Origin of the sequence: Sphingobium sp. SA916 (genome assembly GCF_002894065.1) — a bacterium.
GTDB classification, from domain to species: domain Bacteria; phylum Pseudomonadota; class Alphaproteobacteria; order Sphingomonadales; family Sphingomonadaceae; genus Sphingobium; species Sphingobium fuliginis.
Genome location: NZ_LXYF01000074.1, coordinates 1 through 17,819 on the forward strand (window position 1 = coordinate 1; position 17,819 = coordinate 17,819).

Annotated in this window: 21 protein-coding genes, 1 tRNA gene and 1 rRNA gene; 9 read left to right on the forward strand and 14 right to left on the reverse strand. The window is 64.8% G+C overall.

The features are described from left to right. Both rrf and A8G00_RS20645 read left to right on the forward strand, forming a co-directional pair. Positions 1–86, forward strand: a 5S ribosomal RNA gene (gene rrf, locus A8G00_RS20640); the annotation flags it as partial. A gap of 66 nt (positions 87–152) precedes the next feature. Next, positions 153–229: transfer RNA gene (locus A8G00_RS20645), tRNA-Met, on the forward strand. 191 nt (positions 230–420) lie between these two features. Here the strand turns inward: A8G00_RS20645 and pgeF are convergent. After that, positions 421–1,182: a peptidoglycan editing factor PgeF gene (gene pgeF / locus A8G00_RS20650; protein ID WP_048577860.1), complete on the reverse strand. Its 762-nt coding sequence runs from the start codon at positions 1,180–1,182 to the stop codon at positions 421–423. A gap of 164 nt (positions 1,183–1,346) precedes the next feature. On the opposite strand from pgeF, the gene A8G00_RS20655 reads away from it, so the two are divergent. Next, on the forward strand, positions 1,347–2,963 hold the full coding sequence (locus A8G00_RS20655; protein WP_048577861.1) for an amino acid permease: 1,617 nt from the start codon (positions 1,347–1,349) through the stop codon (positions 2,961–2,963). A gap of 34 nt (positions 2,964–2,997) precedes the next feature. Here A8G00_RS20655 and A8G00_RS20660 read toward each other — a convergent pair whose 3' ends face one another. After that, the gene (locus A8G00_RS20660) at positions 2,998–4,272 is read right to left on the reverse strand and encodes a multidrug effflux MFS transporter (RefSeq protein ID WP_048577862.1); all 1,275 of its coding nucleotides are present in this window, start codon (positions 4,270–4,272) and stop codon (positions 2,998–3,000) included. A gap of 196 nt (positions 4,273–4,468) precedes the next feature. On the opposite strand from A8G00_RS20660, the gene A8G00_RS20665 reads away from it, so the two are divergent. Then, entirely contained in the window at positions 4,469–4,765 is a 297-nt protein-coding gene (locus A8G00_RS20665; protein ID WP_044661147.1) for an SEL1-like repeat protein, read from the forward strand. Positions 4,766–4,952: 187 nt separating this feature from the next. On the opposite strand, the gene A8G00_RS20670 is transcribed toward A8G00_RS20665, so the two are convergent. The 5 genes from A8G00_RS20670 to A8G00_RS20690 are packed head-to-tail and all read right to left on the reverse strand — an operon-like array spanning position 4,953 to position 8,207. Beyond that, positions 4,953–6,098, reverse strand: coding sequence for a GNAT family N-acetyltransferase (locus A8G00_RS20670; protein ID WP_103001557.1), 1,146 nt, complete (start codon positions 6,096–6,098; stop codon positions 4,953–4,955). Further along, on the reverse strand, positions 6,091–6,816 hold the full coding sequence (locus A8G00_RS20675) for a glycerophosphodiester phosphodiesterase family protein (protein ID WP_061934320.1): 726 nt from the start codon (positions 6,814–6,816) through the stop codon (positions 6,091–6,093). Before A8G00_RS20675 ends, A8G00_RS20670 begins: the two co-directional genes overlap by 8 nt. Continuing rightward, positions 6,800–7,261, reverse strand: coding sequence for a RidA family protein (locus A8G00_RS20680; protein ID WP_061934318.1), 462 nt, complete (start codon positions 7,259–7,261; stop codon positions 6,800–6,802). Before A8G00_RS20680 ends, A8G00_RS20675 begins: the two co-directional genes overlap by 17 nt. Beyond that, on the reverse strand, positions 7,258–7,914 hold the full coding sequence (locus A8G00_RS20685; protein WP_103001558.1) for a hypothetical protein: 657 nt from the start codon (positions 7,912–7,914) through the stop codon (positions 7,258–7,260). The genes A8G00_RS20680 and A8G00_RS20685 overlap by 4 nt, the downstream gene beginning before the upstream one ends. Continuing rightward, on the reverse strand, positions 7,911–8,207 hold the full coding sequence (locus A8G00_RS20690) for a DUF3572 domain-containing protein (protein WP_103001559.1): 297 nt from the start codon (positions 8,205–8,207) through the stop codon (positions 7,911–7,913). Before A8G00_RS20690 ends, A8G00_RS20685 begins: the two co-directional genes overlap by 4 nt. A 78-nt stretch (positions 8,208–8,285) precedes the next feature. Between A8G00_RS20690 and A8G00_RS20695 the strand changes: the two genes are divergently transcribed. Beyond that, positions 8,286–8,648: a response regulator gene (locus A8G00_RS20695; protein WP_170825584.1), complete on the forward strand. Its 363-nt coding sequence runs from the start codon at positions 8,286–8,288 to the stop codon at positions 8,646–8,648. A 73-nt stretch (positions 8,649–8,721) separates the two neighbouring features. Here the strand turns inward: A8G00_RS20695 and A8G00_RS25825 are convergent, their stop codons facing one another. Beyond that, positions 8,722–8,844, reverse strand: coding sequence for a hypothetical protein (locus tag A8G00_RS25825; protein ID WP_255308956.1), 123 nt, complete (start codon positions 8,842–8,844; stop codon positions 8,722–8,724). 2 nt (positions 8,845–8,846) lie between these two features. Here A8G00_RS25825 and A8G00_RS20700 point away from each other — a divergent pair, with 2 nt between their 5' ends. Next, positions 8,847–10,721: a PhoX family phosphatase gene (locus A8G00_RS20700; protein WP_103001560.1), complete on the forward strand. Its 1,875-nt coding sequence runs from the start codon at positions 8,847–8,849 to the stop codon at positions 10,719–10,721. A gap of 310 nt (positions 10,722–11,031) precedes the next feature. Here A8G00_RS20700 and rpmG read toward each other — a convergent pair whose 3' ends face one another. After that, positions 11,032–11,199: a 50S ribosomal protein L33 gene (rpmG, locus tag A8G00_RS20705; RefSeq protein WP_007687342.1), complete on the reverse strand. Its 168-nt coding sequence runs from the start codon at positions 11,197–11,199 to the stop codon at positions 11,032–11,034. 218 nt (positions 11,200–11,417) lie between these two features. Between rpmG and A8G00_RS20710 the strand changes: the two genes are divergently transcribed. The 3 genes from A8G00_RS20710 to A8G00_RS20720 all read left to right on the forward strand — a co-directional run bounded on the left by A8G00_RS20710 (position 11,418) and on the right by A8G00_RS20720 (position 12,944). After that, positions 11,418–11,750, forward strand: coding sequence for a hypothetical protein (locus tag A8G00_RS20710; protein WP_103001561.1), 333 nt, complete (start codon positions 11,418–11,420; stop codon positions 11,748–11,750). A 16-nt stretch (positions 11,751–11,766) separates the two neighbouring features. Next, entirely contained in the window at positions 11,767–12,333 is a 567-nt protein-coding gene (locus tag A8G00_RS20715) for a TMEM165/GDT1 family protein (RefSeq protein WP_103001562.1), read from the forward strand. A 119-nt stretch (positions 12,334–12,452) separates the two neighbouring features. Further along, positions 12,453–12,944 carry a Dps family protein gene (locus tag A8G00_RS20720; protein ID WP_103001563.1) on the forward strand — a complete coding sequence of 164 codons (492 nt, stop codon included), beginning with the start codon at positions 12,453–12,455 and terminating at the stop codon, positions 12,942–12,944. Between the two features lie 177 nt (positions 12,945–13,121). Here the strand turns inward: A8G00_RS20720 and A8G00_RS20725 are convergent, their stop codons facing one another. The 5 genes from A8G00_RS20725 to cobS all read right to left on the reverse strand — a co-directional run bounded on the left by A8G00_RS20725 (position 13,122) and on the right by cobS (position 17,746). Beyond that, the gene (locus A8G00_RS20725; RefSeq protein WP_103001564.1) at positions 13,122–13,592 is read right to left on the reverse strand and encodes a GreA/GreB family elongation factor; all 471 of its coding nucleotides are present in this window, start codon (positions 13,590–13,592) and stop codon (positions 13,122–13,124) included. 114 nt (positions 13,593–13,706) lie between these two features. Further along, on the reverse strand, positions 13,707–15,533 hold the full coding sequence (gene cobT, locus A8G00_RS20730; RefSeq protein WP_103001565.1) for a cobaltochelatase subunit CobT: 1,827 nt from the start codon (positions 15,531–15,533) through the stop codon (positions 13,707–13,709). Continuing rightward, on the reverse strand, positions 15,533–16,318 hold the full coding sequence (locus A8G00_RS20735; RefSeq protein ID WP_044661160.1) for a tyrosine-protein phosphatase: 786 nt from the start codon (positions 16,316–16,318) through the stop codon (positions 15,533–15,535). The genes cobT and A8G00_RS20735 overlap by 1 nt, the downstream gene beginning before the upstream one ends. Beyond that, positions 16,315–16,737 carry an OsmC family protein gene (locus A8G00_RS20740; protein ID WP_044661161.1) on the reverse strand — a complete coding sequence of 141 codons (423 nt, stop codon included), beginning with the start codon at positions 16,735–16,737 and terminating at the stop codon, positions 16,315–16,317. Before A8G00_RS20740 ends, A8G00_RS20735 begins: the two co-directional genes overlap by 4 nt. Before the next feature lies 1 nt (position 16,738). After that, positions 16,739–17,746, reverse strand: coding sequence for a cobaltochelatase subunit CobS (gene cobS / locus A8G00_RS20745; protein WP_044661162.1), 1,008 nt, complete (start codon positions 17,744–17,746; stop codon positions 16,739–16,741). Between the last annotated feature and the right edge of the window lie 73 nt (positions 17,747–17,819).

Genomic DNA, 17,819 nt, shown 5'->3' on the forward strand with positions numbered 1-17,819 from the left:
CGATCCCTTCCCGAACTCGGACGTGAAACCAGTCTGCGCCGATGGTACTGTGGCTCAAGCCCCGGAAGAGTAGGGCGTCGCCAGGCATTATAGCTCGCGCTTCACATTAACCCATTCGCAATAAATGCGGCCTCCGCAGCGATCTCTAGTGTCGCGGGATGGAGCAGCCCGGTAGCTCGTCAGGCTCATAACCTGAAGGTCGTAGGTTCAAATCCTACTCCCGCAACCAGAGGCCGCAATTCAAATGCCATTTCATCAGCTATGAACATGTCCCATCGATCTTTCGGATCGGTGTTGGACTTTCATTGCGTCGACATGCATGACCTGTTCCCCAAATAGCGTTCCGCCGCAAAATAGCGCGGAAGGCGTGCGCGGAGGTTTGAATCCCGCCACGGTCCTTTGGGCGGCCGATTCCCGCTCCTAATCCTGCAATGCGATCATCGAAATCTGCCGGCCATAGTCGGCTTCTCCCCGATGGCAGGAACGGCGGTAGCTGTAAAAGCGGTCCGGCTGGCCATAGGTGTCCTCGTCCAGCAGTTCGATCTGGCCGATTCCCGCATCTGCCAGCCGCGCAGCTACATAGGCGGCGATGTCGAACTGGCAATGCCCCTCGCGCCCTGCTGAGAAGAAGCGATCATTTTCCGCATCCGCCGCCGCGAAGCGCTCTGCGAAATCCAAGGTCACTTCATAGGATGAGCGTCCGATGCAGGGCCCTATCGCGCAGGCGATCCGGTCGCGTGCGGCGCCCAGCGCCTCCATCGCGTCGATCGTCCGATCCGTGACACCGCCCAAGGCGCCCTTCCACCCTGCATGCGCCGCGCCGACGACTCCGGCGGAAGCATCGGCAAACAGCACCGGCACGCAATCGGCGGTGAGAATCCCCAATATCAACCCAGGCCGATCGGTCACCATCGCATCGGCTGCGGGCCGTTCGTCGGCTTCGACAGGCGCCGTGACCGTGACCACATCGGGCGAATGGACCTGGTGGACCGTCACCAGCGTCGCACCCGGCAGCAGCGCGTCGCGGGCGAGATCCCGGTTGCGCAGAACCGCGCCGCGTTCGTCCTCCGAACCCAGTCCGACGTTCAGGCCAGCATGAATTCCGGTCGAAACGCCACCGCGCCGCCCTGCGAAACCGTGCAGGACGTCGCCCAAACCCGCAGCCCGCAGCAACTCGACCACGCTTCACTCCTCAACATCGTCATGGGAACCGCTTTTGCACCATGTCCTGAATGCGCAACATACTTGCGCACGGCGGATTAGGCGATAGTCTCCGTTCCATCACAAAAGGGGAGCGGCCGCAACGGTCGCCTGGGCAAAAGACTTCAAAGATAAAGGGCTCCACCATGATTTTCGGGCGCATAAAGCCATTGGATGCCATATTGGCCACGGCCGAGAAGAAATCTCTCGTCCGTACCCTGGGGCCGGTTCAACTGACGCTGTTGGGTGTCGGCGCGATTATCGGCACCGGTATTTTCGTTCTGACCGCCGCCGCGGCGCAAAAGGCCGGGCCGGGCATGATGTGGAGCTTCGTCATCGCGGGCGCCGTCTGCGCCTTCGCGGCGCTCTGCTATTCCGAGATCGCCTCGATGGTACCCGTATCGGGTTCCGCCTATACCTATACCTATGCGGTCGTCGGGGAATTGCTCGCCTGGATGGTGGGCTGGGCGCTGATCCTGGAATATGCGGTCGCGGCCAGCGCCGTTTCGGTGGGCTGGTCCGGCTATTTCATGGGATTGCTCAAAAGCATAACGGGACTTGAACTGCCACAGGCGCTTTCGGCGGGGCCCGTCTGGACGATGAACGGCCTCATCCCGCATGCCGATTTCTCCCATGGCGTCATCAACATTCCCGCCATCGTCGTTGCGCTCGCCGTCACCGCTCTGCTGGTGATCGGCACCACGGAAAGCGCCCGCGTCAACGCCGTGCTCGTCGCCATCAAGGTGACAGCGCTCACCGCCTTCATCCTCTTGACGCTGCCCGTGCTGGACACCGGCAATTTCTCGCCCTTCGCGCCCAATGGCTGGTTCGGCCCGGAAGGCACAAGCGGCATGGGCATCGTTGGCGCGGCCGCCTCGATCTTCTTCGCCTATGTCGGTTTCGACGCCGTCTCGACCGCGGCGGAGGAAACCAAGAACCCGCAGCGTAACGTGCCCATCGGCCTGATCGGCAGCCTTGCGCTGTGCACCATCTTCTATCTGCTGGTGGCTGGCGGCGCGATCGGCGCCATCGGCGCGCAGCCGGTGCTCGGCCCGGACGGCGCCGTCGTCGCGCCCGGATCGCAGGGTTTCGCCGCCGCCTGCGCCACCGCGGCCCATGTGAAGGACCTTGTCTGCTCCAACGAAGCGCTCGCCCATGTGCTGCGTGAGATCAACTGGACCGTGGTGGGCAATGCCCTGGGCCTTGCCGCCAATCTGGCGCTGCCCTCGGTCATCCTGATGATGATGTTCGGCCAGACCCGCATCTTCTTCGTGATGGCGCGCGATGGCCTGCTGCCGGAAAAGCTGGCCAGCATCCATCCCCGGTTCAAGACGCCCCATGTCGTCACCATGGTGACGGGCGTCTTCGTCGCCATCGGCGCCGCGCTGCTGCCCGTGGGTCAGCTTGCGGACATCTCCAATTCCGGCACGCTCTTCGCCTTCTTCATGGTGTCGATCGCTGTGCTGGTGTTGCGCGTGAAGGAACCGGGCCGCGCCCGTCCTTTCCGCACGCCGCTGGTGTGGGTGATCGCCCCGATGGCGGCCGTCGGCTGCATCTTCCTCTTCTTCAACCTGCCCTTCGATGCCCAGCTGGTCCTGCCGGTCTGGGGCGGCCTCGGCCTCGTGCTTTATTTCATCTATGGCTATCGCAAGAGCCATGTGGGACGCGGCCTGATCGAAACCCACGAACAGGATGCCGGCATTCCGCCTCAGCCCGTGCCGCCTTTGCCGGGCGCGCATACGCCCGGCGGCCGGGACGCCTGATCGACGAAGGGGGGGCGGCCACACCGCCCCCTTTTCAGTGCAGCGGTTCGAATTCCGGGTCGCGCAGCGCGCCATGATGGGGGCGCGTGAACAAATTGCCCCGTTCGGCCCAGGCGACGATCAGGAAGGAGATCGAGCCGAACACCGCCAGCCCCAGCGTCAAAGGCAATGTCGTCCCGTCGAAGGCGCGGCCGATCAGGCTGCCCAGCGCGCTCGACACGGCCGTGGTCAGGAACGCCTGGAAGGAGGAGGCGACGCCCGCGCCCCTTGCGAAGGGTTCCATAGAGATCGCGCTGAAATTCGATGCGGTGAAGGCAATGGTCATCATCGTCGCCGCCTGCAGGATCATGAAGCTGACGATGGTTTCATGCCCCGTCAGGATCACCGCCAGATGCGTGACATTGATCGCCACCAGGCAGAGCAGCGCCGTCTGGCTCAACCGCCGCGCACCGAAGCGCGAGACGAGCCGGCTGTTGAGCAGGCTGCCGATCCCCATGCTGCCGGCGATGGCAGCGAAGGCGAAGGGGAAGATCCTCTGCGCCCCGAATATGTCGAAGAAAATCTGCTGTATCGAGAGGATGAAGCCGATCAGGCCACTCATCACGACGCCGCTCGCCAGCATATAGCCGATCGAGGTGCGGGTGCGCAGGATGGTGCCGACCGTGCGGAAAATCGTGCCCGCGCTCATGCGCAGGCGATTTTCAGGCAGCAGCGTTTCCGGCAGGCGCATGCTCATCCACAGCAGGACGGCCGTCGCCAGGATCGCGAGCGCCCAGAAGATCCAGCGCCAGGGCGCGATCCACAATATCGCCTGGCCGAATGTCGGCGCCATGACCGGGATCAGCATGAAAACGGCGAAGATCAGCGACATCACCCGGGCCATCGCATCGCCCCTGAACCGGTCGCGGACGATGCCGACGGTGATCACCCGGCTGGCCCCCGCGAAGAAGCCGGCGCTGGCCCGGCCGACGAGCATCATGGCGAAGCTGTGCGCGCCCGCGCAGGCGATGGAGGCGAGGATGAACAGAGCCATCGCGCTGCCCAGCACCCGCTTTCGCCCATATCGGTCGGACAGCACGCCGAACAATAGCGATCCAACCCCCAATCCCATGAAATAGGCGCTGATGATCAACTGCCGGTCATTGGGGTGCGGGACCGAAAGATCCCGGCCGATGTCGGGCAAGGCGGGCAGCATGGGATCGATCGACAGCGCGTTCATCGCCATCAGGCAGGCGCAGAGCATCACGAACTCATGGAACGCTATGTCCTTTTTCGGCTGTGCTGCGGCGACGTCGCGTTGATCGGTCATGCCGGTGGCTATGGGGACAATCGCGCGGACGCGCCACCCTTTTAGTGCCTTCGCGGGGCATTGCCTTTGCCGCCCATGGCATCATCGCGGCTCCGATCTATGGTATCTGCCGCGTTAACCATTTTTTATCCGCTGCCGGTGCAGCCTGTCGCTCGTCGAAAACCATCGCGTCGAAATCCATGAGGGGGATTCGGTTATGGCTAATGGACTGAAGAGTGCGCAGTTTCTGATGGAAAGCCGCTTCGCGGGGGCAGCCGACCGAACGGCGGAGGCCTGTTTCGATCTGGGTGTCGCCTATAGCTGTGGCACGGGCGGTCTGCCCGTCGATCTGATCGAAGCGCATAAATGGTTCAATCTCGCTGCGCTCAAGGGCAGCGAGGAAGGGCAGACGATGCGCGCGGAAGTGGCCGGGGAAATGTCGGCGCGCGAAATCGCCGAAGCGCAGCGGCAGGCGCGTGCGCTGATCGCCGCGACGCAATTGCGGGCTGCCTAGGCATTTCCAGCAGGGGCATCGCCCGATCGCCCGGAAATGGCGACAAGGCAAAAGCCTGGGGCGGCCGCGCATATGCAAACGGATCGGTGCGATGATCCACCGGGAAATAACGGGCTAATCTCCAGCCTTTGCAGGAGCACGGGGCGCCTTTGATCGGACCTGACCGTCTGCCCACAGCCCCTTTGCATCAGTCCGGCCGTGCCTCGCCCTTTCGAAAGGGTGTCCTTTCGGTCAGCCACATCCTGTCGCGCTGCACGCCCTGCCGCTCTGCCGCCAGGAAGTCGGCAACGGCGCGGCGGAAGCTGGCATTGGGTATGAAATGCGCGGAAAAGGTCGGTTCCGGCGCATAGCCGCGCGCCAGTTTGTGGCCGCCCTGTGCGCCGGCCTCCACCCGTTTCAGCCGGCGGGCGATGGCGATGTCGATCGCCTGATAATAGCATAGCTCGAAATGCAGATTGGGCACGTCCTCGGTACAGCCCCAATAGCGTCCATAGAGTGTATCCGCGCCGATCAGGTTGAGCGCGCCGGCGATCGGCTGCCCATGCCGCAGCGCCAGCACCAGCAGCACCCGGTCCGCCATGCTTTCCCCCAGCATGGAGAAGAAGGCGCGGGTCAGATAGGGGCGCCCCCATTTGCGCGCGCCGGTATCCTGGTAGAAGGTCCAGAATATGTCCCAATGCGCCTCCATCAGCGCGGCGCCGGTCAGGTGGACGATCTCCAGTCCCTCGACCGCCCTTTCACGTTCCTTGCGGATATTCTTGCGCTTGGCGCTCGACAGGTCGGCCAGGAAGTCGCCGAAATCGCCATAGCCGCGGTTGGTCCAGTGGAACTGGCTATCCTCCCGGATCAGCCAGCCCGCCGCCTCGAACAGCGGCACCTGCTCCGGCGCGATGAAGGTCGCATGGGCGGAGGACAGCTCATTCTGCTGCACCACCGCCTCGATCCCGGCGATCAGCGCCGGGGCGAGGGTTTCGTCGCGCAGCAGCAGCCGGGGGCCTGGCACCGGCGAAAAGGGCGCGGCGATCTGAATCTTCGGATAATATTGCCCGCCGGCCCGCTCCCAGGCATCGGCCCAGCCATGGTCGAACACATATTCGCCCTGGCTATGGGTCTTGCCATAGAGCGGCGCGGCGCCGGCGATCCGCCCATCCGGCCCGTCGATGACCAGCGGCAGGGGCTGCCAGCCGCTATTTCCGCCGACGCTGCCAGACCGTTCCAGCGCCGTCAGGAAATCCCAGCTCATGAAGGGATTGGCATTCCCCGCGCAGGCATCCCACTCGTCGCGCGGCAATTCGGCCACGCCCTGGGCAAGGCGCGCCACGCACTCAGTCATGCGACCGCTCGAAGATGATCTGGTCCGCGTGCAGCGCCGCGCGGGCACGCTGCTCCTCGCCACGCACCGTCCATGTCAGCACGGGCAGGCCCCTCCGGCGGGCGTCAACGGATAAGGAGGAAGGCAGGTCGCGGATGTCACAGGCGATAAAATCGGGTTTCGCCGCCCAAAGTGCAAGGGCGCGCCCGATTCTGTCGCGCCAGCCGCGCTTGCCCTGCTCCGTGATCACCAGCCCGCGCGCGACCATGGGACGGTGACGCCGGAACCAGCGCATCGCCACGGGATTGAAAGACATGACGGCCGCCGGCGTCTTGGGCCGCCGCGCGAGATCGTCGGCAACCGCTACGCAGATCGGTCCGACATGCCGCCCGTCCACCTTGATCTCGATGAGCAGCGGAACGTCCGTCCCGCACAGGTCGAGCAGGGCGCGAAGGCGGGGAACGCCGCCACCGTCCGGCAGCATCAGCCGGTCTATCGCCCCGGCATCATGATCCTGCACAGCCCCATTCTCGCCCGTCATGCGGCGCAGCACGGCGTCGTGGAAGACAATCGCCACATTATCGCGGCTGAGGCGGACATCGCATTCGATGCCGAAACCGCCGGCGATGGCGGCCGCGAAAGCCGCCATGCCGTTTTCGCTGATCCGGCCCCCATGTAGCCCGCGATGGGCGAAGGGGCGGGCAATCAGGAAGGGGAAGGCGTCAGGCCGGGCGGACAAGGACGATCGCGTCGATCTCGACCACCGCGCCCAGCGGCAGCACCGGCACGCCCACCGCGCTGCGGGCATGCTTGCCCGCCTCCCCGAAGACCTCGACCATCAGTTCGGACGCGCCATTGGCGACCTTGGGCTGGTCGGTGAATTCGGGCGTGCTGCTGATGAAGGCGCCCAGCTTCACGATCCGTTCGACCCGGTCCAGGCTGCCGAGCGCGGCCTTCATCTGGGCGATCAGGTTGAGGCCGCAGGCCCGCGCCGCCTTGACGCCATAGTCGAGGTCGCGGTCCTCGCCCAGCCGGCCCGTCATCAACTGGCCGTCGGACAGCGAGATCTGCCCGGAGATATGCAGCAGGCCGTTCGCTTCCACCGCCGCCACATAGGCGGCGACCGGCGCGGCGGCGGCGGGCAGGGTGATGCCCAATTCGGTCAGGCGGGCTTCGATGCTCATGCGGATGCTCCTTGAGTGGTCGGTAAGGTTTCGGGCGCCGGACCCTCGGCCAATCGGGCCGCGATCCAGGCTTCGGCGGCCGCCCAGTCGTCGATCCGGGCGTGGGCCCGCGGCGCGGCGGCTATCGTGCCGGCGATCTCCGGCTCACCCACCATGTGCAGGCGCCAGACGCCCGGCGCATGGTCCGCCACCGAGCCATGATGCTCGGCCAGGTCGTCGATGAACAGGGCGACGCTGGGCCGGCGCTCCGCGACGATGGCGGCCAGCGGCTGACCCTTGCCGCCCTGGTTCCAATAGACGGTGAAGGGGAGGCCATGGGTCGCGAGCTGCTCCTCCCTCTGCCGGTGATGCCGCTCCGTGATATTGGTGAGGACAACGATGTCCGCGATCCCGCTCAGGCGGCGCATCGCCTCCACCGCCCCGGCGATCGGCGTCTGGCGATGCATTTCCGTATCGAAGAAACCGATCAGCAATTCCCACACCAGCGCGCGCTCCAGCGGCTGGCCGCTGTCCTTGTGCCGCAGCGCCCCGCCAAAGCCGCGCTCACGCATGTCGAAATGGACATCGTGGTTCTCGTCCAGCCATTGCCGGAAGGGCACCACCATATGCAGCAGCACCTCGTCGCAGTCGGTGATGATCAGCGGGCGGGTCATACGATCAGGGACTCCCTTGCGGCGATCAGCGCCTCCGGCCTGCTGTCGATGCTTTCGGCACAGGCGATCAGATCCGGCTCATGATCGGCCAGGAAGCCCAGCACCGCACTCAATATCGCCGGATCGCCCACGCCGTTCCTCAGCGTATCGGCGTCCAGCCCGGTCAGCGCCAGCAGCCGGTCGGCGCGGCGATCGTCCGCCAATGTCCAGGCCAGCGCCATCAGGGCCAGAACGGATGGCTCCCGGGTCTCGTCTGGGATATGTTGCTTGCCATGGTTAATGTCGGGACGCATGATTGATCTCAACGAAGGGTGGGCCTAGGGGGACCCACTTCCATTATGTTTGCGGATTTCTCCAAACGCGGGTGACTGGTGGCAAAGCGCGTGCTCGTTGTCGAGGACAACGAACTCAATCTCAAACTTTTTTGTGACCTGCTGCGCGCGCACGGGCATGAGGTGCTGCCGCTGCGCGACGGGCGGGACCTGCTGGCGCAGGCGCGCGAATTCCATCCGGACCTGGTGATCACCGACATTCACCTGCCGCATATCAGCGGGCTCGACCTCATCATCTCGCTGAAGCGGGACGCGCAATTGTCGTCGGTGCCGATCATGGCGGTCACCGCCTATGCGGGCCATGGCGATGAGGAACGGATTCGCGGGGCAGGCGCGCAGGCCTATGTGTCCAAGCCGATTTCCGTGCTGCGCTTCATAGAGCAGGTGAACGCTCTGCTCTAGGGCGCGGGTTTGCCCGTTGCGGCCATGAAATCCTCCCTCTCCGCCGCCTGAAGCCGGGATTGTCACCGCCCGGTCATACGGCTTTCATCGATCCGTCTCCCTTTTGCAGCCATGTCGTCACGCGGCTCTGCCATGCCGCCGTCGCCAAGGGCGCGGCGTTCAGCCGACAGCCCGGATTGTACACAGGGGTATTCATCCATGTCTCATCTGACCAACGAGGCGCGCGCGGCTTTCCGCGATGCGCAGCCCAAGATCACTGCCGGCGAAGACAGCCTGGAATCGATCGTTGCCGCCAATCCGGCGCGCCGCACCGTGCTGAAGAACGGCCTGCTCGGCCTTTCCATGCTGCCGATGCTGGGTGCGCTCACGGCCTGCGGCGACGATGACGATTCCGGCTCGCCGACACCCACGCCCACGCCGACGCCAGCTCCGGCGCCCAGCTACGCCATCAACTTCGCACCGGTCGCGATCAACGGCAACGACACGGTCACGGTTCCCGCCGGCTACACCGTCGATGTGCTGCTGAAAGCAGGCGACTCGGTCGAAACCGGCACCGCCTATGCCCCCGGCAGCTTCCCCGGCAGCGCGGCCCAGACCAATTTCTGGGCGGGCGGCAATCATGACGGCATGGAATTTTTCGAACTGTCGGGCGTCGACCCCAACAGCGGCGGCCTGCTGGCGATCAACCATGAACTGCCGGATTACAACATCCTCTTTTCCAGCGGCGCCTATAATGCCGCCACCGCCACGGCCGACCAGAAGGCCATCGCCCTGTCGGCGGTCGGCGTTTCCGTCGTGGAGGTCGCCAAGGGCACGGACGGCAAGTTCGCGGTCAAGGCGGGCTCGCGTTTCAACAGGCGCTATAGCGGCAACACGGACTATCGCGTCGGCGGCCCCGCCGCGGGCCTGCTCTCCCCGACCATCCGCGGCACGCTCAACAACTGCTCCTCGGGCCGCACGCCCTGGGGCACCTATCTGACCTGCGAGGAGACGACCAACAACTATCTCGACCCGACGCAGCCCAACAACAATTATGGCTGGGTGGTAGAGATCGACCCCTATCAGGAGCTGGCCGCGCCGACCAAGCGCACCGCCATGGGCCGCTTCTCCCATGAGAATACCGCCTATATGGACGATGCCAACAACCGCGTCGCCTTCTATATGGGTGACGATTCGACGCCGGGATGCATCTACAAATTCGTGCCCGACCGCGCTTACAGCACCGGCAACCGCGCGTCGAACATCGACATGCTCGACTATGGCACGCTCTATGTGGCGCGCTTCAACGCGGATGGCACGGGTGAATGGCGGGCGCTGGTGCAGGGGCAGAATGGCCTGGTCGCCAATGCCTCCGACCCGGGCAATGTCAGCCAGTCGACCACCCCGCCGACCCCCACGACGGTCAGCTTCAACAGTACGGCCGATGTGCTCATCAACGCCCAGTCGGCGGCGCGCGTCGCCGGCGGCACGCTGATGGACCGGCCGGAATGGATCACGGTTGCGCCGAACCGCCAGGCGATCTTCGTCACGCTCACCAACAATAGCGGCCGCCGCGTCACCGATAACCCCAATCCGCGCACGACCAACCTGCACGGTCATATCCTGAAGTTCCGCGAAAATGGCGATTCGCCGCTGGCGACCCGCTTCACCTGGGAAGTCTTCCTGCTGGCGGGCAATCCCAATCTGGCCGAAGCGAATCTGAAGGGGAACATCAGCGGCGATTATTTCTCCAGCCCCGATGGCCTCCGCATCGATCCGCAGGGCCGCCTGTGGGTCCAGACCGATCACAACCTCACCGGCAATGCGGGCACGCTGAACGGTGCGGCGGTCAACATGACCCAGGCCTTCGGCAACAATTCGATGTACCATGTCGACCAGACGAGCAAGGCATCCAAGCGCTTCCTGGTCGGTCCCGTGGGTTGCGAGATCACCGGCATCGCCTATACGCCGGACCTCAAGAGCTTTTTCATCAACATCCAGCATCCGACCGGCAACTGGCCGGTATCGGGGCAGCAGCCACGCTCCTCGACCATCGTGGTGCGCCGTACGGATGGTCAGCCGGTCGGTAATTGATCGATCCGGCTTGGCGGATTTTGGCCAATCCAAGACATTCCCCCTCCCGCAGGCGGGAGGGGTTAGGGGCGGGCGCGAGCGTAGCGAGCTTCTGACTTAGCCGTTGCAAAACAGCGCAGATCTCGCGCCAGCCCACCCCCTAACCCCCTCCCGCCTGCGGGAGGGGGAATGTCCGCTTCCCACCCAAATCCGCCCCCAACCCGCATTCCAGCCAACAAGGAAAGGCCCGTTCCCCCAGGGGGACGGGCCTCTTCGTTCGGGCATGACGCCGCGAAGCTGCAATCGTCGGGCGGCCGCAGCCGCCGTCAGATCACTTGATCTTGGCTTCCTTGAACTCGACATGCTTGCGCACGACGGGATCGTACTTCCGGAAGCTCAGCTTCTCGGTCTTGGTGCGCGGATTCTTCTTGGTGACGTAGAAGAAGCCGGTGTCAGCCGAGCTGACGAGGCGAATCTTGACGGTTGCTGGCTTGGCCATGGCCTTAGTCCCTGGTCGTGAATATCGTGAAAAAGAAGAGCGGCCCCAATTCTCTTGCGAGGAAGGGACCGCCCCGTTTCAGCGGTGCCCCATGAGGCAGATTCGGCCCCATGTCAAGGCTCGTGGCCCAGGCGCGGGGGTTATGCTACACTTTACGCGGCCTTAACCCGCTTCGCTCTATCAGGGAGCCGGAGTTACAGGACGGGGGAGTCTTCTCCATGCGACATGATCCGATGCTGGCCATTCTTGCCGATCTGCTGAGGCGGGTCGACGGGCTTGCGGGGGAAAGGGGCCATATATCGGTCGTGCGGTTGCGCGACGAGATCGACCGCATTCGCCATATTGCCCGCGCCTTCCACCTCGACAGCGTGGAAAGCCTGGCCGGCACATTGCAATCGGCGCTGTCGCTGCAAGGCGCGGGACCGGTCATCATGTCCTATCTCGACCTGATGCGCGACGCGATCGCGGCCAAAATGCCGGAGGCGGACGTCATCGCCATGCCCGTCGCCACCAAGCCGGCGGCAGGGCCCGGCGCGCACCTGACCGTCTGACTGTCTGGCCGGCTGAATGGATGCATTGCTGATCGCATTGCTCGGCTGTCTGTTGGCGGAGACGGGCGACAAGGGGCAGTTGCTGGCGCTTGCGCTGGCCGAACGGTTCCGCCGCGACGGAGCGGTGATAGCGGGGATCGTGGCGGCGGCGCTCGCCAATGCGGCCATCGGCGCGGCGGCAGGCGCCTTCATCGCGCCGATGCTGGGTACGGACGGGCGGCTCCTTTTCCTGGCGCTGGCGCTGATCTTCCTGGCGGTCGGCATGTTCTGGCCGACGAAACGGCCTGATCCCCTGGCAAGCTGGCGGCTGGGGCCCTTTCCGACCACCGCGCTCGGCCTCTTCATCCTCGGCTTCGGGGACGGTGCGCAGTTCCTGATCCTGGGAATCGCCGTGCGGACCGCCGATCCTTTCCTGGCCGCGACGGGCGGGGCGATCGGCATCATCGCCGCGACCGTGCCCGCCATTCTGATGGGCGGTCCGTCATTCAAGGCGCTGCCGCTTCGCGCGATCCGGCTGGGCGGGGGCGTGCTGGTGCTGCTGGCGGGCATGGCGGCGGCGGTGTCGGCCCTGCATCTCGCCTGATCGATTGGCTGCATCACACTGACCGGCATTATCCCGGCAAAATTCCTGTCTTGTCATGGCACCTTATCGGGGACAGACCATTATATGTCCGAAACCAAGTCCCCCAGCAGGAGCCAAGCATGACAGCCCCCGATCTCAAGACCTCGACGGACCTGCGCAGCAACGCCACCAAGTCGGTCGCAGAGGCGCTGAACGGCGTGCTCGCCGACAGCTATGCGCTGTATTTCAAGACCAAGAATTTCCACTGGCACGTCTCCGGCCCGCATTTCCGCGACTATCATCTGATGTTCGACGAGCAGGCGACGCAGATCCTGGCGACCACCGACCTGATCGCGGAGCGGGTGCGCAAGACCGGCAACACGACGCTGCGTTCCATCGGAGACATTTCGCGTCACCAGTCGCTGGTCGACAATGACGCCGATTATGTAAGCCCCGGCGACATGCTGAATGAGCTGCGCGAGGACAATCTGAAGCTGGTCGAGGCGCTGCGCGCCGCCAAGGCGGCCGCGACCGAAGCGGGCGACAATGCGACCGAGGGCATTATCGACGACTGGACCGACGAGGCCGAGGAACGCGCCTGGTTCCTGTTCGAAGCTGGCCGCAACGCTTGATTGAATAGACGAAAGCCCTCCAGCCGAAACTGGAGGGCTTCTTTTTTTGATCAGCATCTATCCGTTTGAACGATACCGATCTTTTTGCAGCGTGCTCCTGCGAAGGCAGGAGCCCAGTCCTGCCGTCCGAACTGGGTTCCTGCCTTCGCAGGAACACAATCCGGCATGTTGCGAGGTCTACTCCTCCAATATCGCTTCGATCGCGAGGATCATGATCGCGCCCGGCTTACCGCCGAAATCGACGCTTTCGCCTTCTTCCGCATCCATCATCGCCCGGGCGAGCGGCGCGGAAAAGGCGATACGCCCTTCCGTCGGCTCGGCCTCGTCGTCCCCGACGATGGCGACCCGCTTCTCCTTGCCGTTCAACCGGTAGGTGACGCGGCTGCCGAAGGCCACGGCCTCCGCATCCGGCACCGGCCGCAATTCCGCCGTCGCCAGGCGCGTGCGCCAATAGCGCAACTCGCGCTTCAGCTTCTTGGCGTCCTCCTCGGCCATGGCTTCGGTATCGACCGCCTCCAGCGCTTCCACCTTCGCCCGCGTCAGCCGCAGGCCGCGCGCCGTCACCCAATTGGGTCCGGGCGGCAACGGAATCTCGAACGTGGGTTCCAGATGCTCCTCGTCACTCTCGCGACGAAAGGCGACACTCATTGCACTCTCCTGTCAAAACGCTTGTTCGCGCTGACACGAGGTCGAAACTGCCGATCTTCTTTTCAAGGGAAGGTCCGGGCTTCGACATCGCGGAAGCCCGAACGAGCAGGGCTTCTAATCTTCGTCGAACAGTCCGGCGAGCTGCTCCACCATGGTCCCGCCGAGCTGTTCGGCATCCATGATGGTCACCGCGCGGCGATAATAGCGCGTGACGTCATGGCCAATGCCGATGGCGACGAGTTGCACGGGCGAGCGGTTCTCGATCCACTCGATCACCTGCCGCAAATGGCGCTCCAGATAGGTGCCGCTGTTCACCGACAGGGTGGAATCGTCGACCGGCGCGCCGTCGGAGATCACCATCAATATGCGGCGTTCCTCATTGCGGGCGATCAGCCGGTTATGCGCCCAGAGCAGCGCCTCGCCGTCGATATTCTCCTTGAGCAGCCCCTCGCGCATCATCAGGCCCAGATTCTTGCGCGCCCGGCGCCAGGGTTCGTCGGCCTTCTTGTAGATGATGTGGCGCAGGTCGTTGAGACGCCCCGGCATCGGCGGACGCCCGGCGGCGAGCCAATCCTCCCGGCTCTGCCCGCCCTTCCAGGCGCGGGTGGTGAAGCCCAATATCTCGGTCTTCACGCCGCAACGCTCCAGCGTGCGGGCCATGATGTCGGCGCTGATCGCGGCGATGGAGATCGGCCGCCCGCGCATCGACCCGCTATTGTCGATCAGCAGCGTGACCACGGTATCCCGGAACTCGGTGTCCCGCTCGATCTTGTAGGAGAGCGAGCGCGTCGGATCGATCACGATCCGCGCCAAGCGCGCCGCGTCGAGCAGCCCCTCTTCCTGATCGAAGTCCCAGGACCGCGACTGTTGCGCCATCAGCCGCCGCTGGAGCCGGTTGGCAAGCTTCGTCACCGCGCCCTGCAGGCTCACCAATTGCTGGTCGAGGAAGCCGCGCAGCCGCAGCAATTCATCCTCGTCGCACAGATCCTCGGCGGTCACGACCTCATCGTGAAGCTGCGTATAGGGCTTATAGTCGAAGCCCGGCGGCAGGTCGCCCATCGGCCGGTTGGGGCGGACGGGCATCATGCCCTCCTCGCCCATATCCTCCGCGCCTTCCTCGCTGTCGGCGTCGAACTCGTCGCTATATTCGGTTTCGCCGTCCTCGGTGTCGCCGCCCTGATCCTCGGCGCGCGCCTCGGCAAAGGCGTCGCTGTCGCCCGCCTGATCCTCGCCGCTGTCGCCGTCTTCCTGTTGCTGCTCCTCGTCCTCGCCCTCTTCCTGCGGTTCGGAATCGTCGGTTTCGGGCGGCACGTCGGCGTCGATCAACTGGAGATGCTCCAGCATGGCCGAGGTCAGCTTCTGGAAAGCGCGCTGATCGTCGATGGCCATGGCCAGCGCGTCGAGATCGGCGCCCGCCTTGTCCTCGATCCACTGGTCGACCATCGCCAGACCCGCCCGCACATCCTTGGGCGCGGCCTGCCCGGTCAGCCGTTCGCGCACCTTGAGCGCCAGCGCGGTCGACAAGGGCACCTCATCGGCGGAACGCGCCCGGCGGATCGGATCGGACTTCAATTTCAGGTCGAGCGCATGGTTGAGGTTCGCCCTTACCCCCTCCATCGCCCGCGAACCGATCGCTTCTACCCGCGCCTGCTCGACCGCGTCATAGACGGCCCGCGCCGTCGCGTCGGCAGGCGCGGCGGCGTTGTGAATCCGCGCATTATGGTGCCGCAGCCGCAGCGCATTGGCGTCCGCGAAACCCCGCGCCAGCGCCACCTGATCGGCGGGCAGATTGCGTCCGGGCGTCGGCACCTTGATCGCCTTGCCCGCCATATGCGGCGTGTCGGCGGTGAAGCTCACCTCCACCTCCGCGTCGCGCGCGATCGACCGCGCCGCGCCGGACAGCACGTCCTTGAAGGCGTCGAGGGGCGAACGGTCGGCCATCAGTCGAGCAGCATCCCGCGCATCGAATCCCGTGCCGCGGCGTCGACGCCCAGCACATCGTTCAGATAGCCGTCCACGCCGCCATGGCTTTCATCCAGCGTCGCGAACAATGTATCCAGATAGACGGATTCCGCCTTCAGCAGCGGTTCGAGCATGTCGGTTCTGGTCAGCCGCATCCGCGCCACCAGCGTGTTGCGCTGCGCCAGCAGCCAGTCCCAATCGGCATGGGCGTTGGTCGCCAGATAATCCTGAACGATGGTCGGGCGCGGCACGCCGAGCGCCGCCAGAACCAGCGCCGCGCCCACGCCGGTCCGGTCCTTGCCCGCCGAGCAGTTGATCAGCAACGGCACGCGCCCATCCGCGATCCGCGCGAACATGGCGCGGTAGGATTCGGCATGGTCGACCGGAATGACGCGATAGAGGGCGATCATCGTCTGCCGCATATCGTCCGCGGTCGCGCCGTCGCGCTTCAGCATCTCTCCGAGGAGCCCGCTGCTTTCCGCATAGTCGCGGCAGAAATAATCGACCTCGCTCCCATGCCAGAGCGTGGGTTCGGCGGTCCGTTCGTTGCCGCGGCGGAAATCGCAGATCGCCTTGATGCCGAGCGAGCGGAGATGGTCCGCATCCGCGTCCGTCAGCAGCGCCATCGTCCCCGACCGGTAGAGCATGCCGCGCTTCACGCAGCGCCCATCGGCGGTCGCATAACCACCGAAGTCGCGCAGGTTGAACGCGCTCTCCAGCGGCAGGCGGGCTTTTTCCGGCGTCAGGGCGACAGGCTCGCTCACGGCCGCTCGCCCTCCCCGACCATGGGCACGGCGATGGTTTCGATCTGCGTTTCGACCTCGCTCATCAGCTTGTGGACCGGGCATTTCGCGGCGACGGCGATCAGTCTGTCATGCTGCTCCTCGGTGAGCGGACCGGACAGCGCGATGCGCGTGGTCAGCCTGTAGATGCCCTGCCGTTCCTGGCTCGCGTCGCGCACCACGCCGACATGGATGCCCTCCACCGGAATGCCGTTGCGCTGCGCATACCAGAGCATCGTCATCGCCTTGCACGCGCCCAAGGCCGAATCGTAAAGGTCATGCGGGTCCGGCCCGGCATCATGGCCGTCCGGCGCCGACATGTCCGCGATCAGTTCATGCCCGCGAATGCTGATCCGATGGGCGGTCCCGCCCTCCGGATCGATCCGTTCGACGACGATCACGTCACGCCGCCCGGTGCGCGACGCTTTCGGGCAGATCCTTGCCGAAGACGCGCTGATAATATTCGGCCACCAGCGGCCGCTCCGCCTCATCGCATTTGTTGAGGAAGCTCAGGCGGAAGGCGAAGCCGATATTCTTGAAGATCAGCGCATTCTGCGCCCAGCTTATCACGGTGCGCGGGCTCATGACGGTCGATATGTCGCCGTTGACGAAGCCCTGACGCGTCAGTTCCGCCACCTTGATCATATTCTCGACTTCCTTGCGGCCGCCCTCATGGTCATATTCGCCGGACTTGGCCAGCACCACCTGCGCCTCGGTCGCGGCGGGCAGATAGTTCAGCGCCACCACCAGGTTCCAGCGGTCCATCTGGCCCTGGTTGATCTGCTGCGTGCCGTGATAAAGGCCGGTGGTGTCGCCCAGACCCACGGTGTTGGCGGTCGCGAACAGGCGGAACCAGGGATTGGGCCGAATCACCCGGTTCTGGTCGAGCAGCGTCATCTTGCCGTCGGTTTCCAGCACGCGCTGGATCACGAACATCACGTCCGGGCGGCCCGCATCATATTCGTCGAACACCAAAGCCACAGGCCGCTGCAACGCCCAGGGGAGCAGGCCTTCGCGGAATTCCGTCACCTGCTGCCCGTCCTTCAGGACGATGGCGTCGCGCCCGACCAGGTCGATGCGGCTGATATGCGCGTCCAGGTTGATGCGGATGCACGGCCAGCGCAGGCGCGCGGCGACCTGTTCGATATGGCTCGACTTGCCGGTGCCGTGATAGCCCTGCACCATCACGCGGCGGTTATAGGCGAAACCAGCCAGGATCGCGAGCGTGGTGTCCGGATCGAACACATAGGCGGGGTCGAGATCGGGCACCCGCTCGTCGGCTTCCGAAAAGGCCGGGATCTTCATGTCGACATCGATGCCGAACACTTCGCGCGCGTCGACTTCGCGGTCGGGCGAGGCCAACAGCGTTTCGGCGCGGGTATCGGGCTGGACGTTCGGGATGTCGGTCATCTTCTAATCTCTTTGAACGATCTGGTCGGCACTGCCCTAACCATCAGGGACAGGCATGTCGATAGAGTGGGGC

Excerpts from the sequence above, each read along its gene's own strand:
- A8G00_RS20655 (WP_048577861.1), top strand. The coding sequence starts at position 1,347 with ATGATTTTCGGGCGCATAAAGCCATTGGATGCCATATTGGCCACGGCC.
- A8G00_RS20660 (WP_048577862.1), bottom strand. The coding sequence starts at position 4,272 with ATGACCGATCAACGCGACGTCGCCGCAGCACAGCCGAAAAAGGACATA.
- A8G00_RS20665 (WP_044661147.1), top strand. The coding sequence starts at position 4,469 with ATGGCTAATGGACTGAAGAGTGCGCAGTTTCTGATGGAAAGCCGCTTC.
- A8G00_RS20670 (WP_103001557.1), bottom strand. The coding sequence starts at position 6,098 with ATGACTGAGTGCGTGGCGCGCCTTGCCCAGGGCGTGGCCGAATTGCCG.
- A8G00_RS20680 (WP_061934318.1), bottom strand. The coding sequence starts at position 7,261 with ATGAGCATCGAAGCCCGCCTGACCGAATTGGGCATCACCCTGCCCGCC.
- A8G00_RS20685 (WP_103001558.1), bottom strand. The coding sequence starts at position 7,914 with ATGACCCGCCCGCTGATCATCACCGACTGCGACGAGGTGCTGCTGCAT.
- A8G00_RS20690 (WP_103001559.1), bottom strand. The coding sequence starts at position 8,207 with ATGCGTCCCGACATTAACCATGGCAAGCAACATATCCCAGACGAGACC.
- A8G00_RS25825 (WP_255308956.1), bottom strand. The coding sequence starts at position 8,844 with ATGAATACCCCTGTGTACAATCCGGGCTGTCGGCTGAACGCCGCGCCC.
- A8G00_RS20700 (WP_103001560.1), top strand. The coding sequence starts at position 8,847 with ATGTCTCATCTGACCAACGAGGCGCGCGCGGCTTTCCGCGATGCGCAG.
- rpmG (WP_007687342.1), bottom strand. The coding sequence starts at position 11,199 with ATGGCCAAGCCAGCAACCGTCAAGATTCGCCTCGTCAGCTCGGCTGAC.
- A8G00_RS20710 (WP_103001561.1), top strand. The coding sequence starts at position 11,418 with ATGCGACATGATCCGATGCTGGCCATTCTTGCCGATCTGCTGAGGCGG.
- A8G00_RS20715 (WP_103001562.1), top strand. The coding sequence starts at position 11,767 with ATGGATGCATTGCTGATCGCATTGCTCGGCTGTCTGTTGGCGGAGACG.
- A8G00_RS20720 (WP_103001563.1), top strand. The coding sequence starts at position 12,453 with ATGACAGCCCCCGATCTCAAGACCTCGACGGACCTGCGCAGCAACGCC.
- A8G00_RS20725 (WP_103001564.1), bottom strand. The coding sequence starts at position 13,592 with ATGAGTGTCGCCTTTCGTCGCGAGAGTGACGAGGAGCATCTGGAACCC.
- cobT (WP_103001565.1), bottom strand. The coding sequence starts at position 15,533 with ATGGCCGACCGTTCGCCCCTCGACGCCTTCAAGGACGTGCTGTCCGGC.
- cobS (WP_044661162.1), bottom strand. The coding sequence starts at position 17,746 with ATGACCGACATCCCGAACGTCCAGCCCGATACCCGCGCCGAAACGCTG.